Origin of the sequence: Rhizobium sp. SEMIA 4085, assembly GCF_013004495.1 — a bacterium.
Lineage (GTDB): Bacteria > Pseudomonadota > Alphaproteobacteria > Rhizobiales > Rhizobiaceae > Rhizobium > Rhizobium gallicum.
The window spans coordinates 1-23,569 of the sequence record NZ_JABEPH010000018.1 but is presented as its reverse complement, the minus strand read 5'-3'; the positions used below and the strand labels follow the sequence as shown (position 1 = coordinate 23,569).

The 23,569-nt window shown below is 61.2% G+C and carries 23 protein-coding genes, 1 tRNA gene and 1 pseudogene; 13 read left to right on the top strand and 12 right to left on the bottom strand.

Translation table 11 applies throughout. The annotated features are described in order from the left end of the window. Nucleotides 1-12 precede the first annotated feature (12 nt). The 3 genes from C9413_RS03745 to C9413_RS03735 all read right to left on the bottom strand — a co-directional run bounded on the left by C9413_RS03745 (nt 13) and on the right by C9413_RS03735 (nt 909). Nucleotides 13-234, bottom strand: a complete 222-nt coding sequence (locus C9413_RS03745; RefSeq protein WP_203226183.1) for a hypothetical protein — start codon at nt 232-234, stop codon at nt 13-15. Next, nucleotides 231-677, bottom strand: coding sequence for a DUF6538 domain-containing protein (locus C9413_RS33040; RefSeq protein WP_223843971.1), 447 nt, complete (start codon nt 675-677; stop codon nt 231-233). The genes C9413_RS03745 and C9413_RS33040 overlap by 4 nt, the downstream gene beginning before the upstream one ends. 158 nt (nt 678-835) lie before the next feature. Then, nucleotides 836-909 (bottom strand) — tRNA-Gln (locus C9413_RS03735). A gap of 248 nt (nt 910-1,157) precedes the next feature. Here C9413_RS03735 and C9413_RS03730 point away from each other — a divergent pair. The 3 genes from C9413_RS03730 to C9413_RS03720 are packed head-to-tail and all read left to right on the top strand — an operon-like array spanning nt 1,158 to nt 3,901. Further along, nucleotides 1,158-2,732 carry a Ppx/GppA phosphatase family protein gene (locus tag C9413_RS03730; RefSeq protein WP_170250191.1) on the top strand — a complete coding sequence of 525 codons (1,575 nt, stop codon included), beginning with the start codon at nt 1,158-1,160 and terminating at the stop codon, nt 2,730-2,732. 7 nt (nt 2,733-2,739) lie between these two features. Further along, complete coding sequence (locus C9413_RS03725) at nt 2,740-3,459, top strand: RlmE family RNA methyltransferase (protein WP_039844069.1); 720 nt, start codon at nt 2,740-2,742, stop codon at nt 3,457-3,459. Between the two features lie 58 nt (nt 3,460-3,517). After that, on the top strand, nt 3,518-3,901 hold the full coding sequence (locus tag C9413_RS03720) for a VOC family protein (RefSeq protein WP_039846639.1): 384 nt from the start codon (nt 3,518-3,520) through the stop codon (nt 3,899-3,901). Nucleotides 3,902-3,907: 6 nt separating this feature from the next. On the opposite strand, the gene C9413_RS03715 is transcribed toward C9413_RS03720, so the two are convergent. Beyond that, complete coding sequence (locus tag C9413_RS03715) at nt 3,908-5,329, bottom strand: DHA2 family efflux MFS transporter permease subunit (RefSeq protein ID WP_039844070.1); 1,422 nt, start codon at nt 5,327-5,329, stop codon at nt 3,908-3,910. A gap of 523 nt (nt 5,330-5,852) precedes the next feature. On the opposite strand from C9413_RS03715, the gene guaB reads away from it, so the two are divergent. The 5 genes from guaB (at nt 5,853) to C9413_RS03690 (ending at nt 10,243) form a co-directional block, all read left to right on the top strand. Continuing rightward, nucleotides 5,853-7,337 (top strand): IMP dehydrogenase, encoded by a 1,485-nt coding sequence (gene guaB, locus C9413_RS03710; RefSeq protein WP_039844071.1) that lies wholly within the window; start codon nt 5,853-5,855, stop codon nt 7,335-7,337. A 2-nt stretch (nt 7,338-7,339) separates the two neighbouring features. Beyond that, nucleotides 7,340-7,900: a hypothetical protein gene (locus C9413_RS03705; RefSeq protein WP_039844072.1), complete on the top strand. Its 561-nt coding sequence runs from the start codon at nt 7,340-7,342 to the stop codon at nt 7,898-7,900. Nucleotides 7,901-7,967: 67 nt separating this feature from the next. Beyond that, the gene (locus tag C9413_RS03700) at nt 7,968-8,387 is read left to right on the top strand and encodes an MAPEG family protein (protein WP_039844073.1); all 420 of its coding nucleotides are present in this window, start codon (nt 7,968-7,970) and stop codon (nt 8,385-8,387) included. An 83-nt stretch (nt 8,388-8,470) separates the two neighbouring features. Then, nucleotides 8,471-9,343, top strand: a complete 873-nt coding sequence (locus C9413_RS03695; protein WP_039844074.1) for a dienelactone hydrolase family protein — start codon at nt 8,471-8,473, stop codon at nt 9,341-9,343. A 270-nt stretch (nt 9,344-9,613) separates the two neighbouring features. Further along, nucleotides 9,614-10,243 (top strand): TetR family transcriptional regulator, encoded by a 630-nt coding sequence (locus tag C9413_RS03690; protein ID WP_039844075.1) that lies wholly within the window; start codon nt 9,614-9,616, stop codon nt 10,241-10,243. Between the two features lie 3 nt (nt 10,244-10,246). Here the strand turns inward: C9413_RS03690 and C9413_RS03685 are convergent. After that, a pseudogene (locus C9413_RS03685) lies at nt 10,247-11,203 on the bottom strand (LysR family transcriptional regulator). Between the two features lie 199 nt (nt 11,204-11,402). Between C9413_RS03685 and C9413_RS03680 the strand changes: the two are divergent. Next, entirely contained in the window at nt 11,403-11,702 is a 300-nt protein-coding gene (locus tag C9413_RS03680) for a DUF1127 domain-containing protein (protein ID WP_039844077.1), read from the top strand. Nucleotides 11,703-11,790: 88 nt separating this feature from the next. Here the strand turns inward: C9413_RS03680 and C9413_RS03675 are convergent, their stop codons facing one another. From C9413_RS03675 to C9413_RS03650, 6 genes are all read right to left on the bottom strand, one after another. Next, nucleotides 11,791-12,651, bottom strand: a complete 861-nt coding sequence (locus tag C9413_RS03675) for a DUF937 domain-containing protein (RefSeq protein WP_039844078.1) — start codon at nt 12,649-12,651, stop codon at nt 11,791-11,793. 86 nt (nt 12,652-12,737) lie between these two features. Next, nucleotides 12,738-14,111: a glutamate--cysteine ligase gene (locus C9413_RS03670; protein ID WP_170250190.1), complete on the bottom strand. Its 1,374-nt coding sequence runs from the start codon at nt 14,109-14,111 to the stop codon at nt 12,738-12,740. A 148-nt stretch (nt 14,112-14,259) separates the two neighbouring features. Beyond that, a complete protein-coding gene (locus C9413_RS03665; RefSeq protein ID WP_039844080.1) occupies nt 14,260-14,997 on the bottom strand; it encodes a 16S rRNA (uracil(1498)-N(3))-methyltransferase in 738 nt (245 codons plus the stop codon). A 15-nt stretch (nt 14,998-15,012) separates the two neighbouring features. Continuing rightward, the gene (locus tag C9413_RS03660) at nt 15,013-16,509 is read right to left on the bottom strand and encodes an inorganic phosphate transporter (RefSeq protein ID WP_039844081.1); all 1,497 of its coding nucleotides are present in this window, start codon (nt 16,507-16,509) and stop codon (nt 15,013-15,015) included. Between the two features lie 64 nt (nt 16,510-16,573). Continuing rightward, entirely contained in the window at nt 16,574-17,086 is a 513-nt protein-coding gene (locus tag C9413_RS03655) for an NUDIX hydrolase (RefSeq protein WP_039844082.1), read from the bottom strand. Between the two features lie 297 nt (nt 17,087-17,383). Further along, complete coding sequence (locus C9413_RS03650; RefSeq protein ID WP_039844083.1) at nt 17,384-18,280, bottom strand: LysR family transcriptional regulator; 897 nt, start codon at nt 18,278-18,280, stop codon at nt 17,384-17,386. Between the two features lie 137 nt (nt 18,281-18,417). Here C9413_RS03650 and C9413_RS03645 point away from each other — a divergent pair, with 137 nt between their 5' ends. The 4 genes from C9413_RS03645 (at nt 18,418) to C9413_RS03630 (ending at nt 23,044) form a co-directional block, all read left to right on the top strand. After that, on the top strand, nt 18,418-19,857 hold the full coding sequence (locus C9413_RS03645) for an FAD-linked oxidase C-terminal domain-containing protein (protein ID WP_039846640.1): 1,440 nt from the start codon (nt 18,418-18,420) through the stop codon (nt 19,855-19,857). Next, nucleotides 19,854-21,050: a glycolate oxidase subunit GlcE gene (gene glcE, locus C9413_RS03640; RefSeq protein ID WP_039844084.1), complete on the top strand. Its 1,197-nt coding sequence runs from the start codon at nt 19,854-19,856 to the stop codon at nt 21,048-21,050. The genes C9413_RS03645 and glcE overlap by 4 nt, the downstream gene beginning before the upstream one ends. Nucleotides 21,051-21,263: 213 nt before the next feature. After that, nucleotides 21,264-22,574: a glycolate oxidase subunit GlcF gene (gene glcF, locus C9413_RS03635; protein ID WP_039844085.1), complete on the top strand. Its 1,311-nt coding sequence runs from the start codon at nt 21,264-21,266 to the stop codon at nt 22,572-22,574. 38 nt (nt 22,575-22,612) lie between these two features. Beyond that, entirely contained in the window at nt 22,613-23,044 is a 432-nt protein-coding gene (locus C9413_RS03630; RefSeq protein WP_039846641.1) for a hypothetical protein, read from the top strand. A 93-nt stretch (nt 23,045-23,137) separates the two neighbouring features. Here C9413_RS03630 and C9413_RS03625 read toward each other — a convergent pair. Continuing rightward, nucleotides 23,138-23,569: L,D-transpeptidase (locus C9413_RS03625; RefSeq protein WP_170250189.1), on the bottom strand; the 432-nt coding region annotated here is incomplete at its 5' end.

The following is a 23,569-nucleotide window of genomic DNA, read 5'->3' as shown; positions in this document are numbered from 1 at the left end:
CCTCCGGCATAACTAAGTAGCGACCAGTTCGGCGATTTTAGCGGCGACTTCCGCCATCGGCTCCTCGGCAGTATTCAGCCCGGCTCGGGAGGCTAGCAGGAGGCTGACCTGTTCAAGCTCTTCATAGGTCGTTCCGTGAACGACCGGGACGAGCCGCTCTCGCCGGAGTAGCGCCGAAAGCTCTTTGTCTGCGATGCGTTCTGCCGGGAGGCGCCGCAACAGAGCCGGGGTCACCAAAACGATACCGACCGCGAATTCACCAAGCCCTTGTCGATCGCCCGCATCATCGGCGCCCGAGGCGAAGGCTTCTGAAAGTCGGTTGTGGCCCTGAGACGACCGACATGAGGTGAGCGACGGAGTGGTATATATGCTAGGCTCTGGCCGACAGCGGAATGACAGCTACCGGCCCTCTCGAGTTCCTTGTCCCGCTCATGCTCGAACAGGATCTGGAGCTGCTGTTTGGTGGTCATCGCGTCCTTCGAATTCATCTTCAGTTCGGCCAGCCGGGTGTTGAGCTTCCGGCCGATGATCTGAGCCTTTCTATGGTCCGAACAATGAAGGCTGAGTGAAAGACGGCTACCCGGACGGCAGTGAACGAATGCGGCGGGGATGCGCGGCCGCCAGTAAAAGATGTTTCCGCGGCGGATCAGATTCTCGACCTCGTGGCGCACGGCCATGACGAATACCCTGTCTTCGCCCGAAGGATCGGCTGCAGCGCATTGCGCGCCTGGGCATCACCTGTGGGCACCAGTTCTGGGCATCAGGTCGCCATTGATGCCAAAACGGGATCCGGCACGACTGGAAAATCAAGGAACTAAGGGCTTTTAGGGAGAATTGGCTGGGGAACCTGGATTCGAACCAAGATCGACGGAGTCAGAGTCCGCTGTTCTACCATTGAACTATTCCCCAGCAGCGCGCGGCCGGCAAAGCGGCTCCGCTGGTGTGCGGCGCTTATAAACAAAAGCCGGAGGAATGCAAATACCTGTTTTGGAAAAATTTCTGCTCCCTAATCGGGTGAGGTCGAGCGGGTCTCAAATTCTGAATCCAAAAAGAATTTGGCGATTTTGCATCGCGCTGGTATTCTCGCGGCAACGCAAAAATCTAATGAGCGCCTGCTGCATACCGTCATGGACTTGCGCGGCGCGTGGAAAACGAACGTGGAAGACCCCGAAGGCGGCGCAAAGCCGCAATTTGACGGGGCGTCAGCGGCAGTGCGCAGGGACGGCAAGAAATCCCGGCGCCGAAAGGGCAAACGGGGCGGTCAGTCCCGCAACGCGCCTCATGCCGCTTCGCAGGCCTCCTCCGAGACATCCGGAGAGGCAGCGCGCCCGATGGAAGCTGCAGCCGGGAACCCGGCCCGCAAGCGCAAACGCCGCCGCGGTAACGGCGGCCAGCGGCATGACGGCGCATCCCCAGCGATCCAGCAGCATGAAAAGCCGGCTTCCGCCGCGCAGGCCGCAGGCGACGCCTCATCACGCCGCCGCAACCGGCGCAAGCACCGCGGGAAGCGCGGCCTGCAGGGCCGTCCGCTGGCGCCTGGCAAGCCGGTCGGCCAGCCGGGGATCGCCGCCCAGCCTGCCGCCATTGCCCGGGATCCTGCCATTGCGAGAACCCCAACAACGGCCAAGGCCAATGGGCATTCCGAGCCTCGAAACGATGGCTTCAATCGCGGCGGCCGGCCGCCTGAACGCGAGCGCCGCGATCAGGGAGCCGAGCATCCCTGGCCGGACGAACTTTATGCCGCGCTCGACCTCGGCACGAACAACTGCCGCCTGCTGATTGCCCAGCCCACCCGGCCGGGCCAGTTCCGCGTCGTCGATGCCTTTTCGCGCATCGTGCGCCTCGGCGAGGGGCTTGCCGCGAGCGGCCGCCTTTCCAACGAGGCGATGGACCGCGCCGTCGATGCGCTACGCGTCTGCGCCGGAAAGCTGAAAAGCCGCGAGATCCGCCGCATGCGACTGATCGCCACCGAAGCCTGCCGTCAGGCGGCAAATGGCGCCATTTTCCTAAATCGCGTCGTTGCCGAAACCGGCCTCGAACTGGAGATCATCGACCGCGAAACGGAAGCCCGCCTTGCGGTATCCGGCTGTTCGTCACTGGTCGGCCGCGAAACGCGTTCCGTCGTGCTTTTCGATATCGGCGGCGGCTCCTCGGAAATAGCGGTCATCCGCATCGGCGAGAATCGGTTCAGCCGCCTTGCCAATCACATCACTCACTGGACCTCGCTGCCGGTCGGCGTCGTCACGCTTTCCGAGCGCCACGGCGGGCAGCATGTGACGCCGGAGAGCTTCGAGACCATGGTATCGGAGGTGGGGGGCATGCTTGCGCGGTTCGACTGCCCGGAAATCGAGGTCGCACATTCCGGCGATTTTCACCTGATCGGCACGTCCGGCACGGTGACGACGCTGGCGGGCGTCCACCTCGCCCTGCCGCGCTACGACCGCCGCAAGGTGGATGGCATCTGGCTTTCGGATGACGAGGTTTCAGCCATGCAGGCGAAGCTTCTTTCGTGGGATTTCGACAGCCGCGCCGCCAATCCCTGCATCGGGCCGGACCGCGCTGACCTGGTGCTCGCCGGCTGTGCCATTCTGGAGGCGATTCGCCGCCGCTGGCCGAGCCCGCGCATGCGCGTCGCCGACCGCGGCTTGAGAGAAGGCCTCTTGACCGACATGATGGCGGACGACGGCGTCTGGCGGCGCCATCGAAACCGCCGCGGCCAGCGCGCAAGGTAGGGACAGAATGACCAAGGCACCGATCGCGGGCAACCGCACCGGCCGCAAGCTCGGCCAGCGCGTCAAGAAGAAGAAGCTCAAGGCCTCCTCGCGGCAATGGCTGCAGCGCCATATCAACGATCCCTACGTGCAGCGCGCGCAGCTTGAGGGTTACCGGGCGCGGGCTGCCTTCAAGCTTCTGGAGATCGACGAGAAGCACAATATCCTCAAAGGCGCCCGCCGCATCATCGACCTTGGCGCCGCACCGGGCAGCTGGTCGCAGATTGCCGCCAAGGTGACGGGCTCGACCGACGAGGATGTCCGCGTCGCGGCCATCGATTTTCTGGAAATGGCGCCGCTTCCCGGCGTGAAGATCCTGCAGCTCGACTTTCTCGATCCGGACGCGCCGACGAAACTGATGGAAGCGGTCGGCGGTACGCCGGATCTGGTGATGTCCGACATGGCCGCCCCCACGACCGGACACCACCGCACGGACCATCTGCGGACGATGCATCTCTGCGAAGTTGCCGCGCATTTTGCCGTCGACGTTCTGGGCGAAGGCGGCCATTTCCTCGCCAAGACCTTTCAGGGGGGCACGGAGCGTGAATTGCTCAACATGCTGAAGCAGCATTTCCGTCAGGTGGTGCACGTCAAACCGGCTTCCTCACGTGCCGAATCGGTCGAGATGTTCCTGCTGGCGAAGAGCTTCAAAGGCCGCAAGCCGGTCACGGACGCTGTGGGAGCTTGATCTTTGGCTTCGTCTGTGGCGATGATGGCGGCTTGCAGGATTGGAATACCACGATCTGATGCTACTCTACGTCACTCTCGGAACCAATGACATCGAGCGCGCCCGGCGCTTCTATGACGCCGTTCTGCCGGTGCTCGGTTACAAACTTCAGCGTCTCTCTGACGAGGAGATCGGCTACTCCGCCGATGGCGACACCCGCTCGCGCCTCTGGATCGTCACGCCGTTCAACCGCCGCCGTGCCGCCGCCGGCAACGGTTCGATGATCGCCCTCAGCGCTGAAACGCGCGCGGATGTCGATGCGTTCTATGCGGCGGCCCTCGCGGCGGGCGGTACTGATGACGGCAAGCCCGGCTTGCGCTCCTATCATGCGAATTTCTACGCCGCCTATATCCGCGATCCCGACGGCAACAAGCTTGCCGCCGTCTGCGAAAAGCCAAAATAGCAGGGCTTATTTCACCGCTTGTTGCTCGGTCTCGATGGCTGGGCCGATCCGCTTGGCGCGATGGCCCGAAACCAGCGCCCCTGCATTCCTGTCCATGCGAATGAAGGGGATCGTCGCCACGACCGTCAGTCCGGCGATGACGTAGAAGGCCAGATGGAAGTCGGCGACCTGCAGTGTCTCACCGCGGAAATAGATGGATGCCTCGAGGATCGCTGCTGCCACGGCAACGCCGAGCGCGAGGCTGATCTGCTGCATCACCGAGCTCATCGATGTGGCCTGGCTCGCTTCTCGATCCTCAATGTCCGCAAAGGCCAGCGCGTTCACCCCGGTGAACATGAACGAGCGCGAGAATCCGCCGATGAGCAACACCGTGATGATGACGAGATGCGGCGTTGCAGGCGTGAAGAAGCCCGTCGTGATTGTGACGATCGTTGTGACCGCGGCTGCCGAAAGAAGCGTCGTGCGAAAGCCGGTGGCGGCGAAAACGCGCCGTGCCATGAATTTGGTAGTGATGGCGCCGATTGCGCCGGAAAAGGTGATGAGGCCGGATTGGAACGGTGTCAGGCCAAAGCCAAGCTGCAGCATCAGCGGCGTCAGGAAGGGCATGGCGCCGACGCAGATGCGAAACAGGTTGCCGCCAGTCGTAGCAGTGCGGAAGGTCGGGTTGCGGAAGAGGTTCAGGTTCAGGATCGGGGCTGGGTGGCGCTTGGCGTGACGCACATAAAGGTAGCCGCAAAGGAAGCCGGTCAAGGTGGATGTGACGCCGATTGCCGGCGGCAGCGCCGGAAGGCTTACGACGGACAGGCCGAAAACGACACCCGCGGCGGAAAGTGAGGTCAGCATGAAGCCGGTGAAGTCCAGTTTCGGCGGCATGGTTGCTTCAACCTCCGGCAGAAAGATTGTTGCAAGCCAGACGCCGATGATGCCGACAGGCACGTTGATCAGGAAGATCCAGTGCCAGCTGAAATAAGTGGTGATGAAGCCGCCGAGCGGCGGACCGGCGAGCGGACCGACAAGGGCGGGAATCGTCAGCAGCGCCATGGCGGAAACCAGTTCGCTCCGCTGGGTGGTGCGTAGGAGAACGAGCCGGCCGACCGGCGTCATCATCGCACCGCCCATGCCTTGCAGGAAGCGGGCGAAGACGAACTCGACCAGATTGGAAGATACTGCACAGAAGATCGAGCCGATGACGAAGACGCAGATCGCAAGCCGGAAGATGCGCTTGGCGCCGAACCTGTCGGCCATCCAGCCGCTGACGGGAATGAAAACCGCAAGCGACACCATGTAGGAGGTCAGCGCCAGCTTCAGCGTGATCGGCCCGACATTCAGGTCGCTGGCGATCGCGGGCAGGGCGGTCGAAATGACGGTGGAATCCATCTGCTCCATGAAGAGCGCGACGGCGAGGATCAGCGGAACAATGCGGTTCATAGGCAAAAGCCTTGGGCGACTCTTGGGAGGATGGCTCGGGGCCCGTGCTGTGTAGTCCCAGTTGCCGCCTCTGCCAATCCCTGAAACTGCGGGAGCTGCGGGTTTGCATCACGTGTGCGTGACGCGGCGGTTCCCGGCAACTTTTCCGTTCAAAATCGACCCAGGTTCAAGCCGCCGCAGCAAGAATCCCGGACGGCAAAAGGGGTCTGCGCGGCGCGACCACCGGCGTTATTGGAAAGTGGATATATGGCAGTTTCGTTGGCAATGAAGCGGCCACGCTTTTTGATGCAGGCCTTTTTAAGAACGAGCTACCTTTCGTGCTGAAGACTGTCAGTTGGACATCTGATCCAGGCGCAAGGCAGCCATTGCGCGCCCGGTGCATGCGCCAGGCGTTTTGCTATTCCCTTCCTGTCATAGACGTGTTACGAGCCCTCGCCAACTTCCAAAGCAACCCTTGCACACCGCCGGTGCGGACGATTCGTTCCGGGTGGGTCGCATTTTTCTTAATTGAAGGAAATTGGCCATGGCTCGCATCATAGAAACGGCAACCGGAGCGGACGCGCTCACCTTCGACGACGTGCTCTTGCAGCCCGGTCACTCCGAGGTCATGCCCGGTCAGACGAACATCGCAACGCGCATCGCGACCGATTTCGACCTGAACATCCCGATCCTCTCTTCCGCAATGGATACCGTCACCGAAAGCCGATTGGCGATCGCCATGGCGCAGGCTGGCGGTCTCGGTGTCATTCATCGCAATCTAACCCCGATCGAGCAGGCCGAGCAGGTTCGGCAAGTCAAGAAGTTCGAAAGCGGCATGGTCATCAATCCGGTGACGATCGGCCCGGATGCGACGCTTGCCGAAGCGCTGTCTCTGATGAAGACGCACGGCATTTCCGGCATTCCGGTCGTTGAGAAGTCGGGCCGTCTCGTGGGCATCCTGACCAACCGTGACGTCCGCTTTGCCTCCGATCCGGCCCAGAAGGTCCACGAACTGATGACGAAGGATAATCTCGTCACGGTCAAGGAGAACGTCGATCAGCAGGAGGCCAAGCGCCTGCTGCATTCGCACCGCATCGAAAAGCTGCTGGTCGTCGATCCGGAAGGCCGCTGCGTTGGCCTCATCACCGTCAAGGATATCGAAAAGTCGCAGCTGAACCCGAACGCTTCCAAGGATGCGCAAGGCCGTCTTCGTGCTGCCGCCGCCATCAGCGTCGGCGATGATGGCTTCGAGCGTGCCGAGCGCCTGATCGAAGCCGGCGTCGATCTGCTTGTCGTCGATACTGCGCACGGCCATTCGCAGCGCGTTCTCGATGCCGTCACCCGTGTCAAAAAGCTGTCCAACTCGGTTCGCATCATGGCCGGCAACGTCGCGACCTCGGATGGCACCAAGGCACTGATCGATGCCGGTGCGGATGCCGTCAAGGTCGGCATCGGCCCAGGCTCGATCTGCACGACGCGCATAGTCGCCGGTGTCGGGGTGCCGCAACTCGCCGCCATCATGTCGGCTGTCGAAGCCGCGCGCGCACTGGATATTCCGGTCATCGCCGACGGCGGCATCAAGTTCTCGGGCGACCTTGCCAAGGCGATGGCTTGCGGCGCTTCTGCCGTCATGATCGGCTCGCTGCTCGCCGGTACCGATGAAAGCCCGGGCGAAGTCTATCTCTATCAGGGCCGCTCCTTCAAAGCCTATCGCGGCATGGGATCGGTCGGCGCCATGGCGCGCGGCTCGGCAGACCGCTACTTCCAGGCGGAAGTCCGCGACACGCTGAAGCTCGTGCCGGAGGGCATTGAAGGCCAGGTTCCTTATAAGGGTCCGGTCTCCGGCGTCCTGCACCAGCTCACGGGCGGCCTGAGGGCAGCGATGGGTTATGTCGGCGGCAAGGATATCAAGGAGTTCCAGGAACGCGCGACCTTCGTGCGCATCTCCGGCGCCGGCCTTCGCGAAAGCCATGCCCACGACGTGACGATTACCCGCGAGAGCCCGAATTACCCGGGCGTAGGCGCCTGATCGTGACTGCGGGCAGCCGGATACCCTCCCGGATGATCGGGCTGCTTGCCATTCTCTGCCTCGCAGTGCTGGCATGGACGACCTTCGGCTTCGTCCTGCCATTCCGGCATGAAACCGGAGCAATGGTGCTCGACACCTATTTCACCGGCTATGATCGGCCTACGGTTGCCGCCATGCAGCATGTGCTGAGCGACAACGATGTCGCGCGTGCGCTGCTGCGGAGCATGTATCTTGGTCCGGAGCTCGTCCTGCCGGCGCTGGTGATGATGCTTCTCTTCACGATTGTTGTGAAGCTCCAGCCGGGCGGCAGCTATTTCGGCAAACCGATGCATCCAGCGTTCATCAAGGCGATCTACGTTCTGCCGTTCGTCTACTGCTTTGCCGATTATGCCGAGAATCTCTCCAGCCTGATTGCTTTCGGTGACAGCGGCGCCGCGGCATCCGCCGCCGCTTTGCTGCCCTGGATGACAAAGCTGAAATTCGCAACACTCGCCGTTTCGGCAATCGTCATCCTTCGTTTCGTCCTGATCCGTCTGACACCCGGCGGTGTCGACGGGCGATAGGCTGGAAAGTGCCGGAGCTTTCCTCTACTGCTTTGAAAAATATGAGAGAAGCCGCAGAGGAGACATTATGACCGGCTACGAAATGTTTTGGCCCATTATTGCCCACGTCGCGCTGGTCAATGGCCTCTACATGCTGCTCAGCGTTCGCCGCCGCAAGGCGGTGGAAGCCGGCAATGTGAAGCTTTCGGACTATCGCGAAAACCGCAGCGAGCCGCCGGAAAGCCTTTTCGTCAAGAACAGCATCGCCAATCAGTTCGAGCTGCCGGTTCTCTTTTATGTCTGCTGCATCTTGCTCTACATCACCGAGGCCGACAATCTGGGCGCCCTCGTGCTCGCCTGGATCTTCGTGGCGTTGCGGTATGCCCACGCTTTCGTGCATGTGACGAGCAACCGCATGCGCTTGCGCAGTCCGCTCTTTGCTGCCGGATACGTCGTGCTTGGTGCCATGTGGGCGTGGCTTGCCGGCTGGTTGGCCTTCAGCGGGTAACGCAGTTTTGTTCCTGCGTTATCGTCGGCTGGCCTATCTTCTCTCATCGGGCTTTGGCTCGGCGAGGAAAAGAGGAGGTTCACATGGACAAGCCGGAAATCACGCAGGCGATGATCAACGCGTATGACGAATACACGCATCTGACGCTCGACCGCCGCAGCTTCATGGACAAGCTGACGAAACTTGCAGGATCGGCAGGTGCTGCCGCCGTCATCGCACCGATGCTTGCGGCAAACAAGGCGAGCGCGGAAATGGTCCCGGCCAACGACGAGCGGCTGAAGGTGCAGGATGTCAGTTATCCCGGCGGCAGCGGCGAGATGAAGGGCTATCTGGTCGAACCGAAAGAGGCATCCGGAAAGCTCGGCAGCGTTATCGTCATTCACGAAAATCGCGGCCTCAACCCGCATATCCGCGACGTCGCCCGGCGCATGGCGCTGGAAGGCTTCGTGGCGCTAGCTGCGGATTTCCTGTCGCCGCTCGGCGGTACGCCGGAGAACGAGGATCAGGCGCGGGAAATGTTTGGCAAGCTCGAGCCGGCCGAAACTGTCGCGAATGCCGAAGCAAGCCTCAAATACCTGAAGACGCTTCCCTCCGCCAATGGCAATGTCGGCGCCGTCGGCTTTTGCTGGGGTGGCGGGGTCGTCAACAATTTCGCGACGCAATCGCCGGAACTGAAGGCAGGCGTCGCCTATTACGGTGCGCAGCCGAAGGATGGCGTGCCGAACATAAAGGCGGCGCTGATGCTGCACTATGCCGGTCTCGACGACCGCATCAATGCCGGCATCGAGGCCTACAAGAAGGAACTGGAAGCAAACGGCAAGAGCTTCCAGATCTTCGTCTACGACGGCGTCAACCATGCCTTCAACAACGACACGTCCTCGGCGCGCTACGACAAGAAAGCGGCCGATCTTGCCTGGAGCCGCACCGTCGAGTTCTTGAAGAAGAGCCTGGCCTGATCAGGATGCAACCGCCGCTTTCGTGCTCTTGAAAAACAGCACGGCCACAGGCTCGATGCGATCCGTGCACAGCCGGCGGCTGCCTAATAACTGATCCACAGCTTTGGGCGACCAAATCGGGGCTTATCACCCCGATTTTCATATGCTTTCTGGCGTCTGTTAAAATGCGAGCTTTTCGATTTACGGCGCATGAATACCTGCATGCCATATCGCTCGGATGCGCCGGGTTGAGCCATCTTCCGCCGCTCAACGATAATTCATGGGAACGATATGAGCGCGCAGGGTATGGATCGCATCGGCCTTCGCCGGAAGCCGAAGCAGGAACGCAGCATCCAGAGACTTGATCTGATCCTCGCCGCCGCCGCAGAGCTGATCGCGCAAAAGGGCGTCAGCGCCATGCGCATGACGGAGCTCGCCGCTGCCGCCAAGGTGCCGATTGGCTCGGTCTATCAATATTTCCCTGAAAAGGCGGCGATCGTCAAAGCGCTCTTCGACCGGCATGCGGCCGCAGTCCAGGCGAAAACGGCCGTCATGTTCTCCAACGTCGAGTCCCTCGATGAAGCACTGGATCTGATCTCGGTGATGATCGACTGGTACTATAACGAATACCGCAACGACGCCACCTATCTCGGCGTATGGATGGGAACGGAGACCGACCAGGATCTCTTGCAGCTCAACATCGAGCACAGCAATCGCGTGGCCGAGATTTTCCTCGAGGCGATAAAACGAATCGCCCCGGAGATGCCGGAAGTCGATATGCAAGCGCGCACTTACCTTTTCAGCCACCTGATCGGCGCGTCGATCCGCCTCGCGGTCAAGAGCGAAGAAAAGCTGGCAAAAAGGATGCTGGACGAATGGAAGCACGTCATCCGCGCTTCGCTTTTCGCCGAGGCGGCCTGAAGCCTACCAGCTCGGTACCATGTTAGCGGCCTTCAGGCGCGGATACTGCCGCGCATAGGCCGTCTTCACATCCGGTTCCAGGTTGTCGTCGACGACCGCAGGGGTGATGTTGTCGAGGCAGGCGGTGATATGCGCCGTGATCGCGTTCATCAGCGAGATTGAAACCCCCGGACGCTTCATGATGCCGATCTGCACCGGCGGCAGGGCAGGGAAGCCGTCAGCCTGGCTCAAAACCTTCATGCCTGTCCGCAATGCCGATTCCGGCATCACCGATACCGCCATGCCGGCAAGCACCGCAGCGGCAACCACCGTGCATGACCAGCTTGTGAAGAGGATCTGATGCTCGCGGCCCACGGCATCGAGCGCCGAACAGGCGAGTTGACGCCACTGGCAGTCGCGGCGTCAGACAGCAAGAGGCACAGGCGCGTCGACACGGAGCGGGTGGTTGGAGGAGCCAACCCAGAAGAGCGGCGCGGTTCTGACGAGGGAGGACATTCGTGCCAGCGGGGTATGCGTCACCAAGGGGATTGCGAGCTCGACCTTGTGCAGTCCTCATGCCAAATCCAAACACGGCACGCCACCGATGTAAAGCTCCACATTCGGATGAGTCTTGGCGAAACGGCCGATGATCTCCGGCATGTAGCGGTCGGCGTAGTCGTCCGGCGTGCCGATGCGCAGCATGCCTTCGAGACGATTGTCGTCGAAAGCGGCGATTGCCTCGTTGTTGAGGCGGATGATACGGCGGGCGTAATTCAGAAGCTTCTCGCCCTCCACCGTCAGGCGGTTGCCGCGGCCATCCTTGATGAAGAGCTGCTTGCCGATTCGTTCCTCGAGGCGGCGCATCTGCATCGAGACGGCGGATTGCGTCTTGTAGACGCGATCGGCCGCCTTGGTGAAGCTGCCGGAATCTATGATGGCGATGAAAGTCTGCAACTGGTCAATATCAAGAGGCGCGGACATGGGCTCACCTATAACGATTGCTGATAATAACCATTAGAAACATTCGTTGGACTGATCAATAGGTCTTTGGCATCTTCGGGATGCAAATCAAGCAAAGTGACGGACAGACACCCTGCTGTCCTGCCTAGGTTTCAGCCCTCCTTCCCGCTCGACCTCGCGGGAGGGGTGGGCTGTTGCGCCCGAAAGAAAGGAGAGTTCGATGCGCATGATTGACCAGACAGTAGAACTCGACTGTGCCAAGCAGCCTGCGACGTTTTCCCAGCGTCTCGGCGGAACCCTTGCGCCGCTGACGGCTCTCTTTCGCGCATTCCGCAATCGTAGAGCGATCAACGGCCTGAATGACCTCGACGACAATCAGTTGCGGGATATCGGCCTGACGCGGGCCGACGTTACCGGCGCCCTGTTGACGTCGAGCTTCTTCGAAGATCCGTCGGCGCATCTGACGAACTCGGCGCGCCGCCGCTGGCGCCTCGCGATATTCCGTTCCTGCGTCGAGTAGGAGCGGCCAGTTTCCCCGCAGGGTGATAGCCAATAGCCCTGCCGCTTGACCCGGTGACCGGCTTTCCCAAGCCGTCTCCGGGTTTTTTTTATATCTTGGAGGAAGGCTGGCCCTTCTTAGGCAGATATGTCTCGAAGATCGATTCCATGCTTTTCTGATAGCCCCTCTGCACCTCAAGCCCGCTGTCGAACATGGTGTTGAGCATCTTCAGATAATTCTCCGCCTGCTCCTTGGCTTCTTCTTTCGGAGGCTCGGGCGCCTTTTGCGCCGCCGGCTGATTGAGGCTTCCCATCATGTCCTGAAAGGCCTTGGCGAAAGGATTGTCGAGGAACGGGTTGGCTGGAGCCTTCTTGGATTCTGGTTGCGGCGTGCTGAACATCAGCTGCATCGCTTGCGTGAACGGATTGTCGAAGATGCTCGGCTCGGGTGCTGTTTTCGGCTTTGGCGCAAAACCGGTGCTTTCCAGCCATTTCTGGATCGTTTCGCCCATCGCGGTATTGATGAAGGGGTTGACGGGCGAGATCATCTGTCCGGTCGCTTGCTTGAAGAGCCCGCCCATCAGCGTATCGGCCATCACCGGCAGCATCTGCTTGTAGATCTCCTGGCCGATGCCGGTCATCTGCGCTGCTTGTGCGGCGACGGCGCGCGAAACCTCCTTGGAGCCGAAAAGCTGGCCGAGGATATTGTTGCCGTCCGAGATGCCCTGCGGGGTGAAGGCCTTCGTCATGTCCTCGAAATATTTGGCATAGTTGCCGGATGCGACCGCCTGCATGAGACCCATGAAGTCATAGGGATTGCTCGTGCTGCGCTTCAGCCCGGCGGAAAAGGCCGGCATCAGCGCCGCCATCGCCTTGGTCGCCTGTTCCTGGGCAAGGTTGAACTGCTTGGAGATCGCGTCCATCGCCGCGCCATTCTGCGCCTGCATCATCATGTCGAAGAGTGGCAACATGATAGTCCTCCCCCGCTTTCCAGTGCTTGTGAATCGCCACTATAAACGGAAATCGGAATGCGCAAACGGCTTTTTGCCGAAGGGGTTCAGTACTGATATTCCTCGAAGACCGGCTCGACGGAGTGCTGCCAGCGGCCGTTGTAACGCGCCAGCAGGTCCTCGGCGAGCGTGGCTTTTTTGGCCATCACCTCGTCGAGCGGCGATAGGATGATGCTCTCATCCTGGCCTTCCTTGTTCAGCCGGTTGCGCGACTTCAGACCCGCCTTCGAAATTCCGATGACCTCGCGGGCGGTTTCATAAAGGGCGTGGCCACCGAGCTCGGCCTTCAGGCCGGCCGTTGGAACGGCATTGCGCAGCGCGCTGACTTCGGCAAATGTCCAGTTCTTCGTCAGCTGATCGGCCGCATCGAGCGCCGCTTCGTCGTATAGAAGGCCCACCCAGAAGGCGGGCAGGGCACAGATGCGGCGCCACGGACCGCCGTCTGCACCGCGCATCTCGAGGAAACGCTTCAGGCGAACGTCGGGGAAGAGCGTCGAAAGATGGTTCGTCCAGTCGCCCATCGTCGGCTCCCACGCGGCGACCTTGCCCTTCAGCGCGCCGTTCATGAACTGGCGGAAGGTGACGTGGGTACAGTCGTGATAGTGGCCGTCGCGGACGATGAAGTACATCGGCACGTCGAGCGCCCATTCCATGTAGTGCTGGAAGCCGAAGTCGTCGCGGAAGGTGAAATCGAGCAGGCCGGAGCGCCGGTTGTCCGTGTCGCGCCAGATGTCGCCGCGCCAGGAAAGCATGCCATTCGGCTGAGCTTCTGTGAAGGGCGAGGACGCGAAGAGCGCGGTTGCCAGCGACTGAAGCTTCATCGACACGCGCATCTTCTTCTGCATGTCGGCTTCGGAGGAGAAGTCGAGGTTCACCTGGATCGTGCAGGTGCGGTACATCATGTCGAGGCCCTTGGTGCCGACCTTCGGCATGTAGCGGGTCATGATGTCGTAACGGGATTTCGGCATGCGCGGCGTCTCGGCGAGCGTCCATTTCGGGCTGCCGCCGATGCCGAGGAAGCGGATGCCCATCGGCTCGGCGATTTCGCGCAGCGTCGCGAGATGCGAATTGGATTCCCGGCAAGTCTCGTGGATCGTTTCCAGCGGCGCACCGGACAGCTCGAACTGGCCGCCCGGCTCGATCGAGATCGCGCCCATGCCGTGCTGTTCGGCAAGGCCGATGATATTTTCGCCGTCCATGATCGGCTCCCAGCTGTTCTTTGCCTGCAGGCCCTTCAGAAGGGCTGAGATGCTGGCTTCGCCGGCATAGGGAACCGGGTTGTTGTCGGCACGGAAGAAGGCGAACTTTTCATGCTCGGTGCCGATGCGGAAGCGCTCCTTCGGCTTGTTCCCCGCAGCAATGTAATCGGTCAGCTCCTGCACCGAAGAAATCGGTGTCTGGTCGGTAGTATCGCGAGCCATTCAACGTAACCTGTATTCTGGGGAATGCCCGGTAGCACGGGCAATTGGAAGGGTGATTAGTGCCGGTCTCACGTATGTTGCAAGTGAAATTCTTTCAACGACGCATCAAAAAAATAGCAGGCTGTGTCAACGGACCCTGATTTGAAGGTTAATTCCAGTCGCCGACCGCCGCCTGGATGACCGCCATGGCCGCAACCGCAGCCGTGTCGGCGCGCAGGATACGCGGCCCGAGCGGGATGGCCGTGACGAAATCGAGGCCGCTCAGCCGCGCGCGCTCCTCCTCGGAAAAACCGCCCTCCGGCCCGACGAGCAGCGCAAGCTGCTTTTCCTCGATCTTTAAAAGCAGTGGCAGCGGGTTTTGCCCCGCATCGCCCTCGTCGCAAAATATGATCCGCCGCTCTTGCGGCCAGTTGTCGAGCAGATCGAAGAGCTTCACCGGCTCGGCAACTTCCGGGATGGCGAGGATGCCGCATTGCTCTGCCGCCTCGACAGCATTGGCCTTCAGTTTATCGAGATTGGTGATCTTGCCCTGCACATGTTGCGTCATGACCGGCTGCAGCACGCCGGCGCCCATCTCGACCGCCTTCTGCACGAGGTAGTCCAGGCGGCCGACCTTCAGCGGCGCAAAAAGATAGTGCAGGTCGGACGGAGCCGGCTGGGGCCGGGTCTGCTCGGTTGGCGTCACGAGGATGCGCTTGCGGGTCGGAAAGGAAAGGCTTGCCTTCCATTCTCCGTCTCGGCCGTTGAATACCAGGATTTCGGCGCCGTCGGTCATGCGCAGCACATTGGCGAGATAATTGTACTGGTCGGAACTGGCCTCCACTGCGGCGCCCGGCGACAAGGAAGCATCGACGAAAAGCCGCTGCATGCGGAAATTGGCGCGCATCTCAAACAATCCCGATCAAACGAAGAGGGCGAACATAACCCAATAGAGCAACGCCGCAAGCGCCGCCGACACAGGCACGGTAATGATCCAGGCTGCAACGATGGTCATGAAATGCGAGCGCCGCACAAGATAGCGGCGGCGCGCCTCATGAACGTTCGGATCTTCCGGTTCGTCGATCGCCCAGGCCTCGGCCTTGCTGCGCATATATTCGATGCGGCGCTTGGAATTGCGCGTATACCATTCGCGGAAGAAACCGACGCCGAAGACGGCGCCGACGGCGATGTGCGTCGTGCTGACCGGCAGTCCGAACCAGGACGCGACAATGACGGTGAAGGCAGTCGAGAGTGCGACACAATAGGCCCGCATCGGATTGAGTTTGGTGATCTGCTCGCCGACAAGGTGGATGAGGCGCGGGCCGAATAGCAGCAGACCGACGGACATACCGAGGGCACCGATCAGCATCACCCAGAGCGGCGGCGCGTCACCGCCGGATGAAAGGCCCGATATCGAACGCACGATCGCCGAAAGCGGGCCGATGGCGTTCGAAACGTCGTTGGCGCCGTGTGCGAAGGACAGCAGCGCTGCAGAGCCGATCAGCGGGAATTTGAAAAGAGTGCGCAGCGAACTGTTGCGGTTTTCGAGGCCTTGCGATTGCCGTGCGACGATCGGCATTGACGCTGCCCAGGCAACGAGGCCGGCAGATAATCCGAAGGCAAGGATCATCGGTGACGAAAATCGCCCGGCGGGCGTGAGCTGCAAGATCATATAAGCCGCAAAACCGCCGGTCATCATGGCAATCAGAGCCGGAACCCAGCGCCGTGCTGCCGCAATCTTGTCGTCACGGTAGATGATCAAGGTCTTGACGAGGTAGAGCAGGCCAGCGGCGATGACGCCGCCGATCAGAGGCGATGTCATCCAGCTTGAGGTAATCTCGACCATGACGCGCCAGTTGACGGGATCCGGCCCGACAGCGGCAATTCCGGCACCGATCACCGCGCCGACGATCGCATGTGTCGTCGAGACTGGCGCGTTCAGCCAGGTCGCAAGATTGATCCATAGCGCTGCGGCCATCAGCGCGGCCATCATGATCCAGGCAAGCAGGCCTTCGGGAACCTCTACGGCATCGATGATGCTCGACGAGATCGTTCTGACCACCGCTCCGCCGGCGATGGTTGCTCCGAGAACCTCGAAGGCTGCCGCGATGACGAGAGCCTGTGCCATCGTCATGGCACGCGCCCCGACGGCGGCGCCGACATTGTTCGTCACGTCGTTCGCGCCGATGTTCATGGCCATGTAGGCAGCGAGCGCAGCAGCGGCGATGACGAGAACGGCGCCCTGCCGGTCGAAGACGTAGACGCCTGCAAATAGCATCGCCAGACCGAGGAAGATCAGGCCGAGGCCCGGGGCGACCAGCTTGCGCGCGACGAACTTCGCCGCGTCCTCGGCATGGGTGATTTTGTCGAGGTCCTTGTCGAGCGTTCGTTTCGTAAGAACGGGAGTTCGGCTGGGCATTCTGTTCCTTGGGGCAAATCCTGCGTTAGCGCCCCTCTATCCTAGCAGCGCAAGAAGGCAGGAATCATTCCGCTGGAATCTGCCTGGGCAAGCTTGCCTGAGGCCGCTCGCTCATCCTTCGCTTGAAGAGCAGGAAGAGATCGCGAAGCTCGGGCTCGTTGACGCGCTTGACCGCCTCGTCACAGGTTACCCACTCGATCTTGCGTTCGCCCTTTTCCTTGAAGTTCTTGGCGACATCGATGACCTCAAGCACATAGACCTGGACCTTGCAGGTTACTTTCAGTCCGTCCTTCAGGATCTTCGGATAGGTGTAGGAGCCGAGCGGCTCGTGTTCGACAGCGCCACGCGCGCCCGCTTCCTCATGGGCCTCTCGGGCGGCAACTTCATAGGAGCGCTTGCCGTTCATCGGCCAGCCCTTGGGGATGACCCAGCGGCCCGTATCGCGGCTCGTCATCAGGAGAACCTCGACCTCACTGGTCTTCTTCTTCACCCGGTAGCAGAGGGCAGCATATTGCAGTCGCGGCGGGCGACGGAACATCAGCTGCACATCAGAAGCCAGTCGGGTAAGAATCGTCAATTGTCGGGTCACCTTTTAAAGTCTGCCTCAGGAATCACTAATATAAGTTTCGCATGGAAATCTCGCACGGTCCATGCGCCGTTCGACGGTCGAGGACATGATCTACACTTCGAATAAGGAAATTCGTTGCCGTTCCGCTTCGGAATTCCGTCAGATCGTGTGCTGATTCCGTCCTTGCACAGCTGTTCAATATGATCTCGACTGACATCTCATTCAATGCCGGGCACATTTGTTCCTCCGGAATCTTTCAAGATATGGTGACTATGCGTCTTCCGCTGCTCAACTCTCGTGCGTTGCCTAAAGTTCCCAGTAAGGAACCGGGCCGTAGAGGTCGGCGAGATAGTCGATGAACAGGCGAACCTTGGCCGGTAAAAACTGCCGGCTGGGGTATACTGCGGAGAGCGCCACGTTGCGGGAGCCCTCATAGGCCGGCAGCACCTGCACGAGATTGCCGCTCTTGAGTTCATCGCCGATATCCCAGGTGGAGCGCAGCGCGATGCCGAGCCCCGCGATCACCGTCTCGCGGATCACCTCGCTGGAGTTGGTGACGAGCATTCCCTCCGGCCGCAGGCTCGTCGCGCCGCCCGGTCCTTCAAGGCGCCATAGGTCGTTGTTGTGCGCCGGCAGGCAGCGATGGTTCTTCAGGTCGTCGATGCTTTGCGGCATGCCATGCATGTTGAGATAGGAAGGCGCGGCACAAAGCAGGCGCCGGACCGGCGCGAGCCTTCGGGCGACGAGGCTGGAATCGGTGAGCTCGGCAATGCGGATTGCCAGGTCGAAGCCGCCGCCGACGATATCGCTTAGTTCATCCGTCAGCACGAGGTTGATCGCAAGCTCCGGGTGTGCGTCCATGAACGCCTTGAGATGCGGCGCAATATGCATGCGGCCGAATGAAGTGGGTGCCGAGATCTTTAGCGTGCCGTGCATCAGCGCCGAGCGGCCGGAGATATAATATTCCGCTTCCTCCAGCCCAGCGAGAATGCCGAGCACGCGGTCGTAGAAACCCTGGCCGGCCTCGGTCAACGAAATCTGGCGGGTCGTGCGTTGCAACAGACGTGTGCCGAGCCTGTCTTCCAGTCGTTTGATGCGCTTGGAAACGACGGCCGGCGAAAAGCCGAGCACGCGCGCGGCAAGCGACATGCTGCCGGTCGAAACGACCTTGGCAAATATCTCGAGATCACCCAGATTTGTCATATTGCTTTTAGACTTTTTCCCTTTTTGGCATAAATGCCTAGCATTTGCGCCGGTTTCGGGAAAGTGCTAAGCCAAACGAGCCGGTTGTCGTGGAGGACGCGCCGGTTTCGCCGCCATTCGTCCGAAGGAAGCGCGCCATGTCCGACGCCATCTCTTTTCTCGCTCCGCGCGCCGATGTGCTGGCCCGCCGCCGCCAGATCGTAGGCGACCTCATCGACTTGCTGCCGCCCGAATGTCTCATTCACGAGGCGCGAGAGCTCGTGCCCTTCGAAACAGATGCCTTCGTTGCCTATCGCCGGGTGCCGCTTGCCGTCGCATTGCCACGCACCACCGTCGAAGTCGCAGCCGTGATGAAATATTGCAATCGCTACGGCATTCCGATCGTGCCTCGCGGGGCGGGCACGTCGCTCTCAGGCGGCGCCATCCCGCAGGAGGATGCGGTCGTGATCGGCCTTTCGAAGATGAACCGCATTCTGGAAATCGATTATCAAAACCGGGCAGCCGTCGTCCAGGCGGGCGTCACGAACCTCAATATTTCCGAATCGGTCTCCGCGGATGGTTTCTTCTACGCGCCCGATCCCAGCTCGCAGCTGGCCTGCACCATCGGCGGCAATATCGGCATGAATTCCGGCGGTGCGCACTGCCTGAAATACGGCGTCACGACCAACAACCTACTCGGCGTGAAGATGGTGCTGACGGATGGAACGGTCATCGAGCTCGGTGGCAAGGCGCTGGATGCGGGCGGCTACGACTTGCTGGGTCTCGTCTGCGGCCACGAGGGACAGCTCGGCATCGTCACCGAAGCGACGGTCCGCCTGATCGCGAAGCCCGAAGGTGCGCGGCCCGTGCTTTTCGGCTTCGACAGTTCCGAGGAAGCCGGCTCCTGCGTCGCCGATATCATCGCGGCGGGCATCATTCCCGTGGCGATCGAGTTCATGGATAAGCCGGCGATCGAGATATGCGAGGCCTTTGCCCATGCGGGATACCCGCTCGATGCCGGTGCGCTGCTGATTGTCGAGGTCGAAGGCTCCGAGACGGAGATGGACGGCATTTTGAAAAACATCGTCGAGATCGCCCGCCGTCATGGCGTAAGATCCATTCGCGAGAGCCAGTCGGCGACGGAGGCGGCCCAGATATGGAAAGGCCGCAAATCTGCATTCGGGGCCACGGGGCGGATTGCGGACTATATCTGCATGGACGGCACGGTGCCTCTCAGCCAACTTTCCTATGTGTTGAAAAAGTCGTCGGAGATCGTCGATCGCTACGGTCTGCGCGTCGCGAACGTCTTTCACGCCGGCGACGGCAACATGCATCCGTTGATCCTTTTCAATGCCAACGATCCGGAGGACGCAGCGCGAGCCGAGGCCGCCGGCAACGACATCCTGAAGCTCTGCGTCGATGCCGGCGGCTGTCTCACCGGCGAACATGGCGTCGGCATCGAGAAGCGCGACCTGATGCGGCATCAATTTTCCGAGGTAGATCTCGCTCAGCAGATGGCGGTGCGTTCCGCCTTCGATCCGGGCTGGCTGCTCAATCCGTCCAAGGTCTTCCCGCTTGATGGGCGCGCCGCTGTATGACCGATTTTCTGCCGGAGACGGAAGAGGCCGCAGCCTCGATCATTCGTGAACACGCGGCCGCGGGTAAACCGCTTGCCATCTGTGGCGGCAACACCCGCTCGGGCTTCGGCAGTGCTGTGGCGAAGGACCGCTTGCGTTCTACCGGTCTGACCGGCATCGTCTCGTACAATCCCGGCGAGATGGTCCTGACCGCACGCGCCGGAACACCGCTTGCAGAGGTCGAGGCGGCGCTTGCGGAAAACGGGCAGATGCTGGCTTTCGAGCCGATGGACCACCGCCCGGTCATGGGCACGTCCGGCGAGCCGACCATCGGCGGCGTCTTTGCCGCCAACGTCTCCGGTCCTCGCCGCTTCGTAGCAGGCGCGGCGCGCGACAGCCTGCTCGGCATCCGCTTCGTCAACGGCAGGGGCGAGATCGTCAAGGCGGGCGGGCGGGTGATGAAGAATGTCACCGGCCTCGATCTCGTCAAGCTTCTCGCCGGTTCACACGGCACGCTTGGCTTGCTGACGGAAGTCACCTTCCGCGTGCCGCCACGGCCGAAAACGGAAGAGACTATCGTCGTCTCCGGCCTCAATGATGCGGACGCAGCCACTGCGATGGCCGCGGCGATGGCACAGCCGGTCGAGGTCTCAGGTGCGGCCCATCTTCCCTTGACCGTTACCTGGAAATTCCTCGGCGGCAAGCTGCCGGAGGGCGAGACGACCGTTCTCAGGATCGAAGGTCTGCCGGGCTCCGTCGAAGCGCGTGCTGAAAGGCTGGCATCGGCGATGTCGGCCTTCGGCGCGGTCGCGATATTGGACGAGCCCGCCAGCCGCCAGCTCTGGCGCGAAATACGCGATGTGCATCCTTATGTCGATGAAACGATGCGGCCGGTCTGGCGCATCTCCGTCGCTCCGACCATCGGCCATCAGCTCGTCGCTGCCCTGCGCCTCGAAGCTGGCGTCGATGCGTTCTACGATTGGCAAGGCGGCCTGATCTGGATGCGGATGGAGGCCGATCCGGAGTCGCAGCTCATCCGACGGTTCATCAAGGCGCTGGGCGGCGGCCACGCTACGCTGATCCGTGCAACTGACGCGGCGCGCGCTGCCGTATCGGCGTTCCAGCCGCAGCCCGAAGCCGTCGCCCAGCTGTCGGCGCGGGTGAAGGAGAAATTCGATCCGGCGGGAATACTCAATCAGGGAAAGATGGGGTGATATGATGGCCGTTATCCGCTTGTGGCAGCACCCCCCTGCGTCCCTACGGGACATCTCCCCCACAAGGTGGGAGATTGGCAATACATGTCGTGCGCTCTTTCCACTCTGGTCCAACTACGACCGCAAGGCCGTCTCATCCGATCGTCCCCCTTGGGGGGGAGATGTCTGGAAGGACAGAGGAGGGCATGCCTCCCCGCGGCCCGGAGTTGCCTGATGCAAACCAACTTCACCGCCGAGCAGCTAACCGATCCGCACGTCGCCGAATCCGAGAAGATTCTGCGCAAATGCGTGCATTGCGGTTTCTGTACCGCGACCTGTCCCACCTATGTGACGCTCGGCAACGAGCTCGACAGCCCGCGCGGCCGCATTTATCTCATCAAGGATATGCTGGAAAACGGCCGGGCCGCGGATGCCGAAGTGGTTACACATATCGACCGTTGTCTCTCCTGCCTGGCCTGCGTGACGACGTGTCCCTCCGGCGTCGACTACATGCATTTGGTCGATCATGCCCGGGCCCACATCGAAAAGACCTATAAACGTCCTTTCATGAACCGGTTCACTCGCACCATCCTCGCGGCGGTGCTGCCCTATCCCGGCCGCTTCCGCCTGGCGTTGAAGCTTGCGAAGATCGGCAGGCCGCTCCAGGGCCTGATGCGTGCGCCGGTCATGAAGCCGTTTGCCGCGATGCTGGCACTTGCGCCGAAACATATTCCGGCGCCATCGCGCTTCTCGCTGCCGGCGGTCCATGCTGCGAAGGCGGAAAAGCGCGGCCGGGTTGCAATTCTGACGGGCTGCGCTCAGCCGGTGCTCGATCCCGCGATCAACGAGGCGGCGATCAGGCTTTTGACCCGCCTTGGCATCGAGGTGGTAGCGCCCGCCGGCGAGGTCTGCTGCGGCTCGCTGGTGCATCATATGGGCCGCGAGGAGCAGGCGCTTGCAAACGCACGGGCAAACGTCGATGTCTGGACGCGCGAGATCGACAAGGGTGGTCTGGACGCGATCATCATCACCGCCTCCGGCTGCGGCACGACGATCAAGGATTACGGCCACATGCTCCGTCTTGATCCCGCCTATTCACAAAAGGCGACGCGCGTGGCGGCGTTGGCGAAGGACATAACGGAATTCCTGGCATCGCTCGACCTGCCTGCCCATGTGCCGAAGGGCCTGACGGTAACCTATCATTCTGCCTGCTCCATGCAGCACGGCCAAAAGATCACCATGGCGCCGAAACAACTTCTGAAGGCGGCCGGCTTCACGGTTCGCGATCCGGCGGAAGGCCATCTCTGTTGCGGTTCGGCTGGAACCTACAACATCATGCAGCCGGATATCTCCGCGGCGCTGAAGCTGCGCAAGGTGAAGAATATTGAGGCGACGAAGCCGGATGTGATTGCAACGGGAAATATCGGCTGCATCACGCAGATCGCGACCGGCACAGCGATCCCAATTCTGCATACGGTTGAACTGCTTGATTGGGCCTATGGCGGCGATATACCGCAAAAATTAAGAGGTTTTCCGTTAGCGTGAGCCTGGCCGGTTTTCGGCTGGTCACGGAGTTCAGCGCTATGGGGCGTACAATCTTATTGCTCGCAGGTCTGCTTGGCGCGGCAGGGGCTGCTCACGCCGACAGCCGTTTCTTTTGCTCAACAGACGATAATAGCGCGCGGTTCACGATCGAAAGCGGCTTTCAGGACGAGGCCGGCCACAGGCTCAATCATTTCCGCGGCGCGCTGATCGTCAAGAACAACTCGGTTCCCGAGGCCTTCAGGAAACGCGTGTTCGATTCCAGCAAACTCACGAACCGCTGGTCGCATGACGGTGAACTCCGCCTCGAGATTTTCGATGATGGCAGCGAAGACGCCAAAGACCAGTCACTGAGCCTCGTCATTCTTGCCGAGGGTCGGGGGAAGAATTTTTCGGGCACCTACGGACTGACGGTCAGCGGCGACGGAAAGCCGTTCACCGCCAGCGGCAAGGTCAGCTGCGGCTCCAAGTAGCCGTAACGGCTTGAACAGGTCGCAACAATCTTACCTGACGTCAATGTGAAAAGGGCGGCACAAGGCCGCCCGTCGTTACAGTAATCAGCGACGTCAGCCGCCGCCGAAGATGGTGCGCAGCACGTCGATGCCCCTGTCCTGGAAGGCGACGCTGCCTTGCTTGTTGCCGGGGCCGATGACGATCACCTTCGTGCCGACCGGCACGCGCGAATAGAGATGGATGACGTCATTATTCATCATTCGGATGCAGCCGGAAGACATGTTGAGGCCGATCGTCCAGGGCTGATTGGTGCCGTGGATGCGGAAAATGGTGTCGCGTCCGCCCTTGTAGAGATACATGGCGCGTGCGCCGAGCGGATTGTCCTCGCCACCCTCCTGAAAGGCGGGAATGCTAGGGCCCTTGGGGGATGCGCGGCTGCGAATCTCGGCCGGGGGCGTCCAGTGCGGCAATTCTGCCGTGCGGCCGGACTTGGCGCCGGCCCACGATCCGAGCGCCTCACCGGCGGCGACGATGCCCGAGCGAGG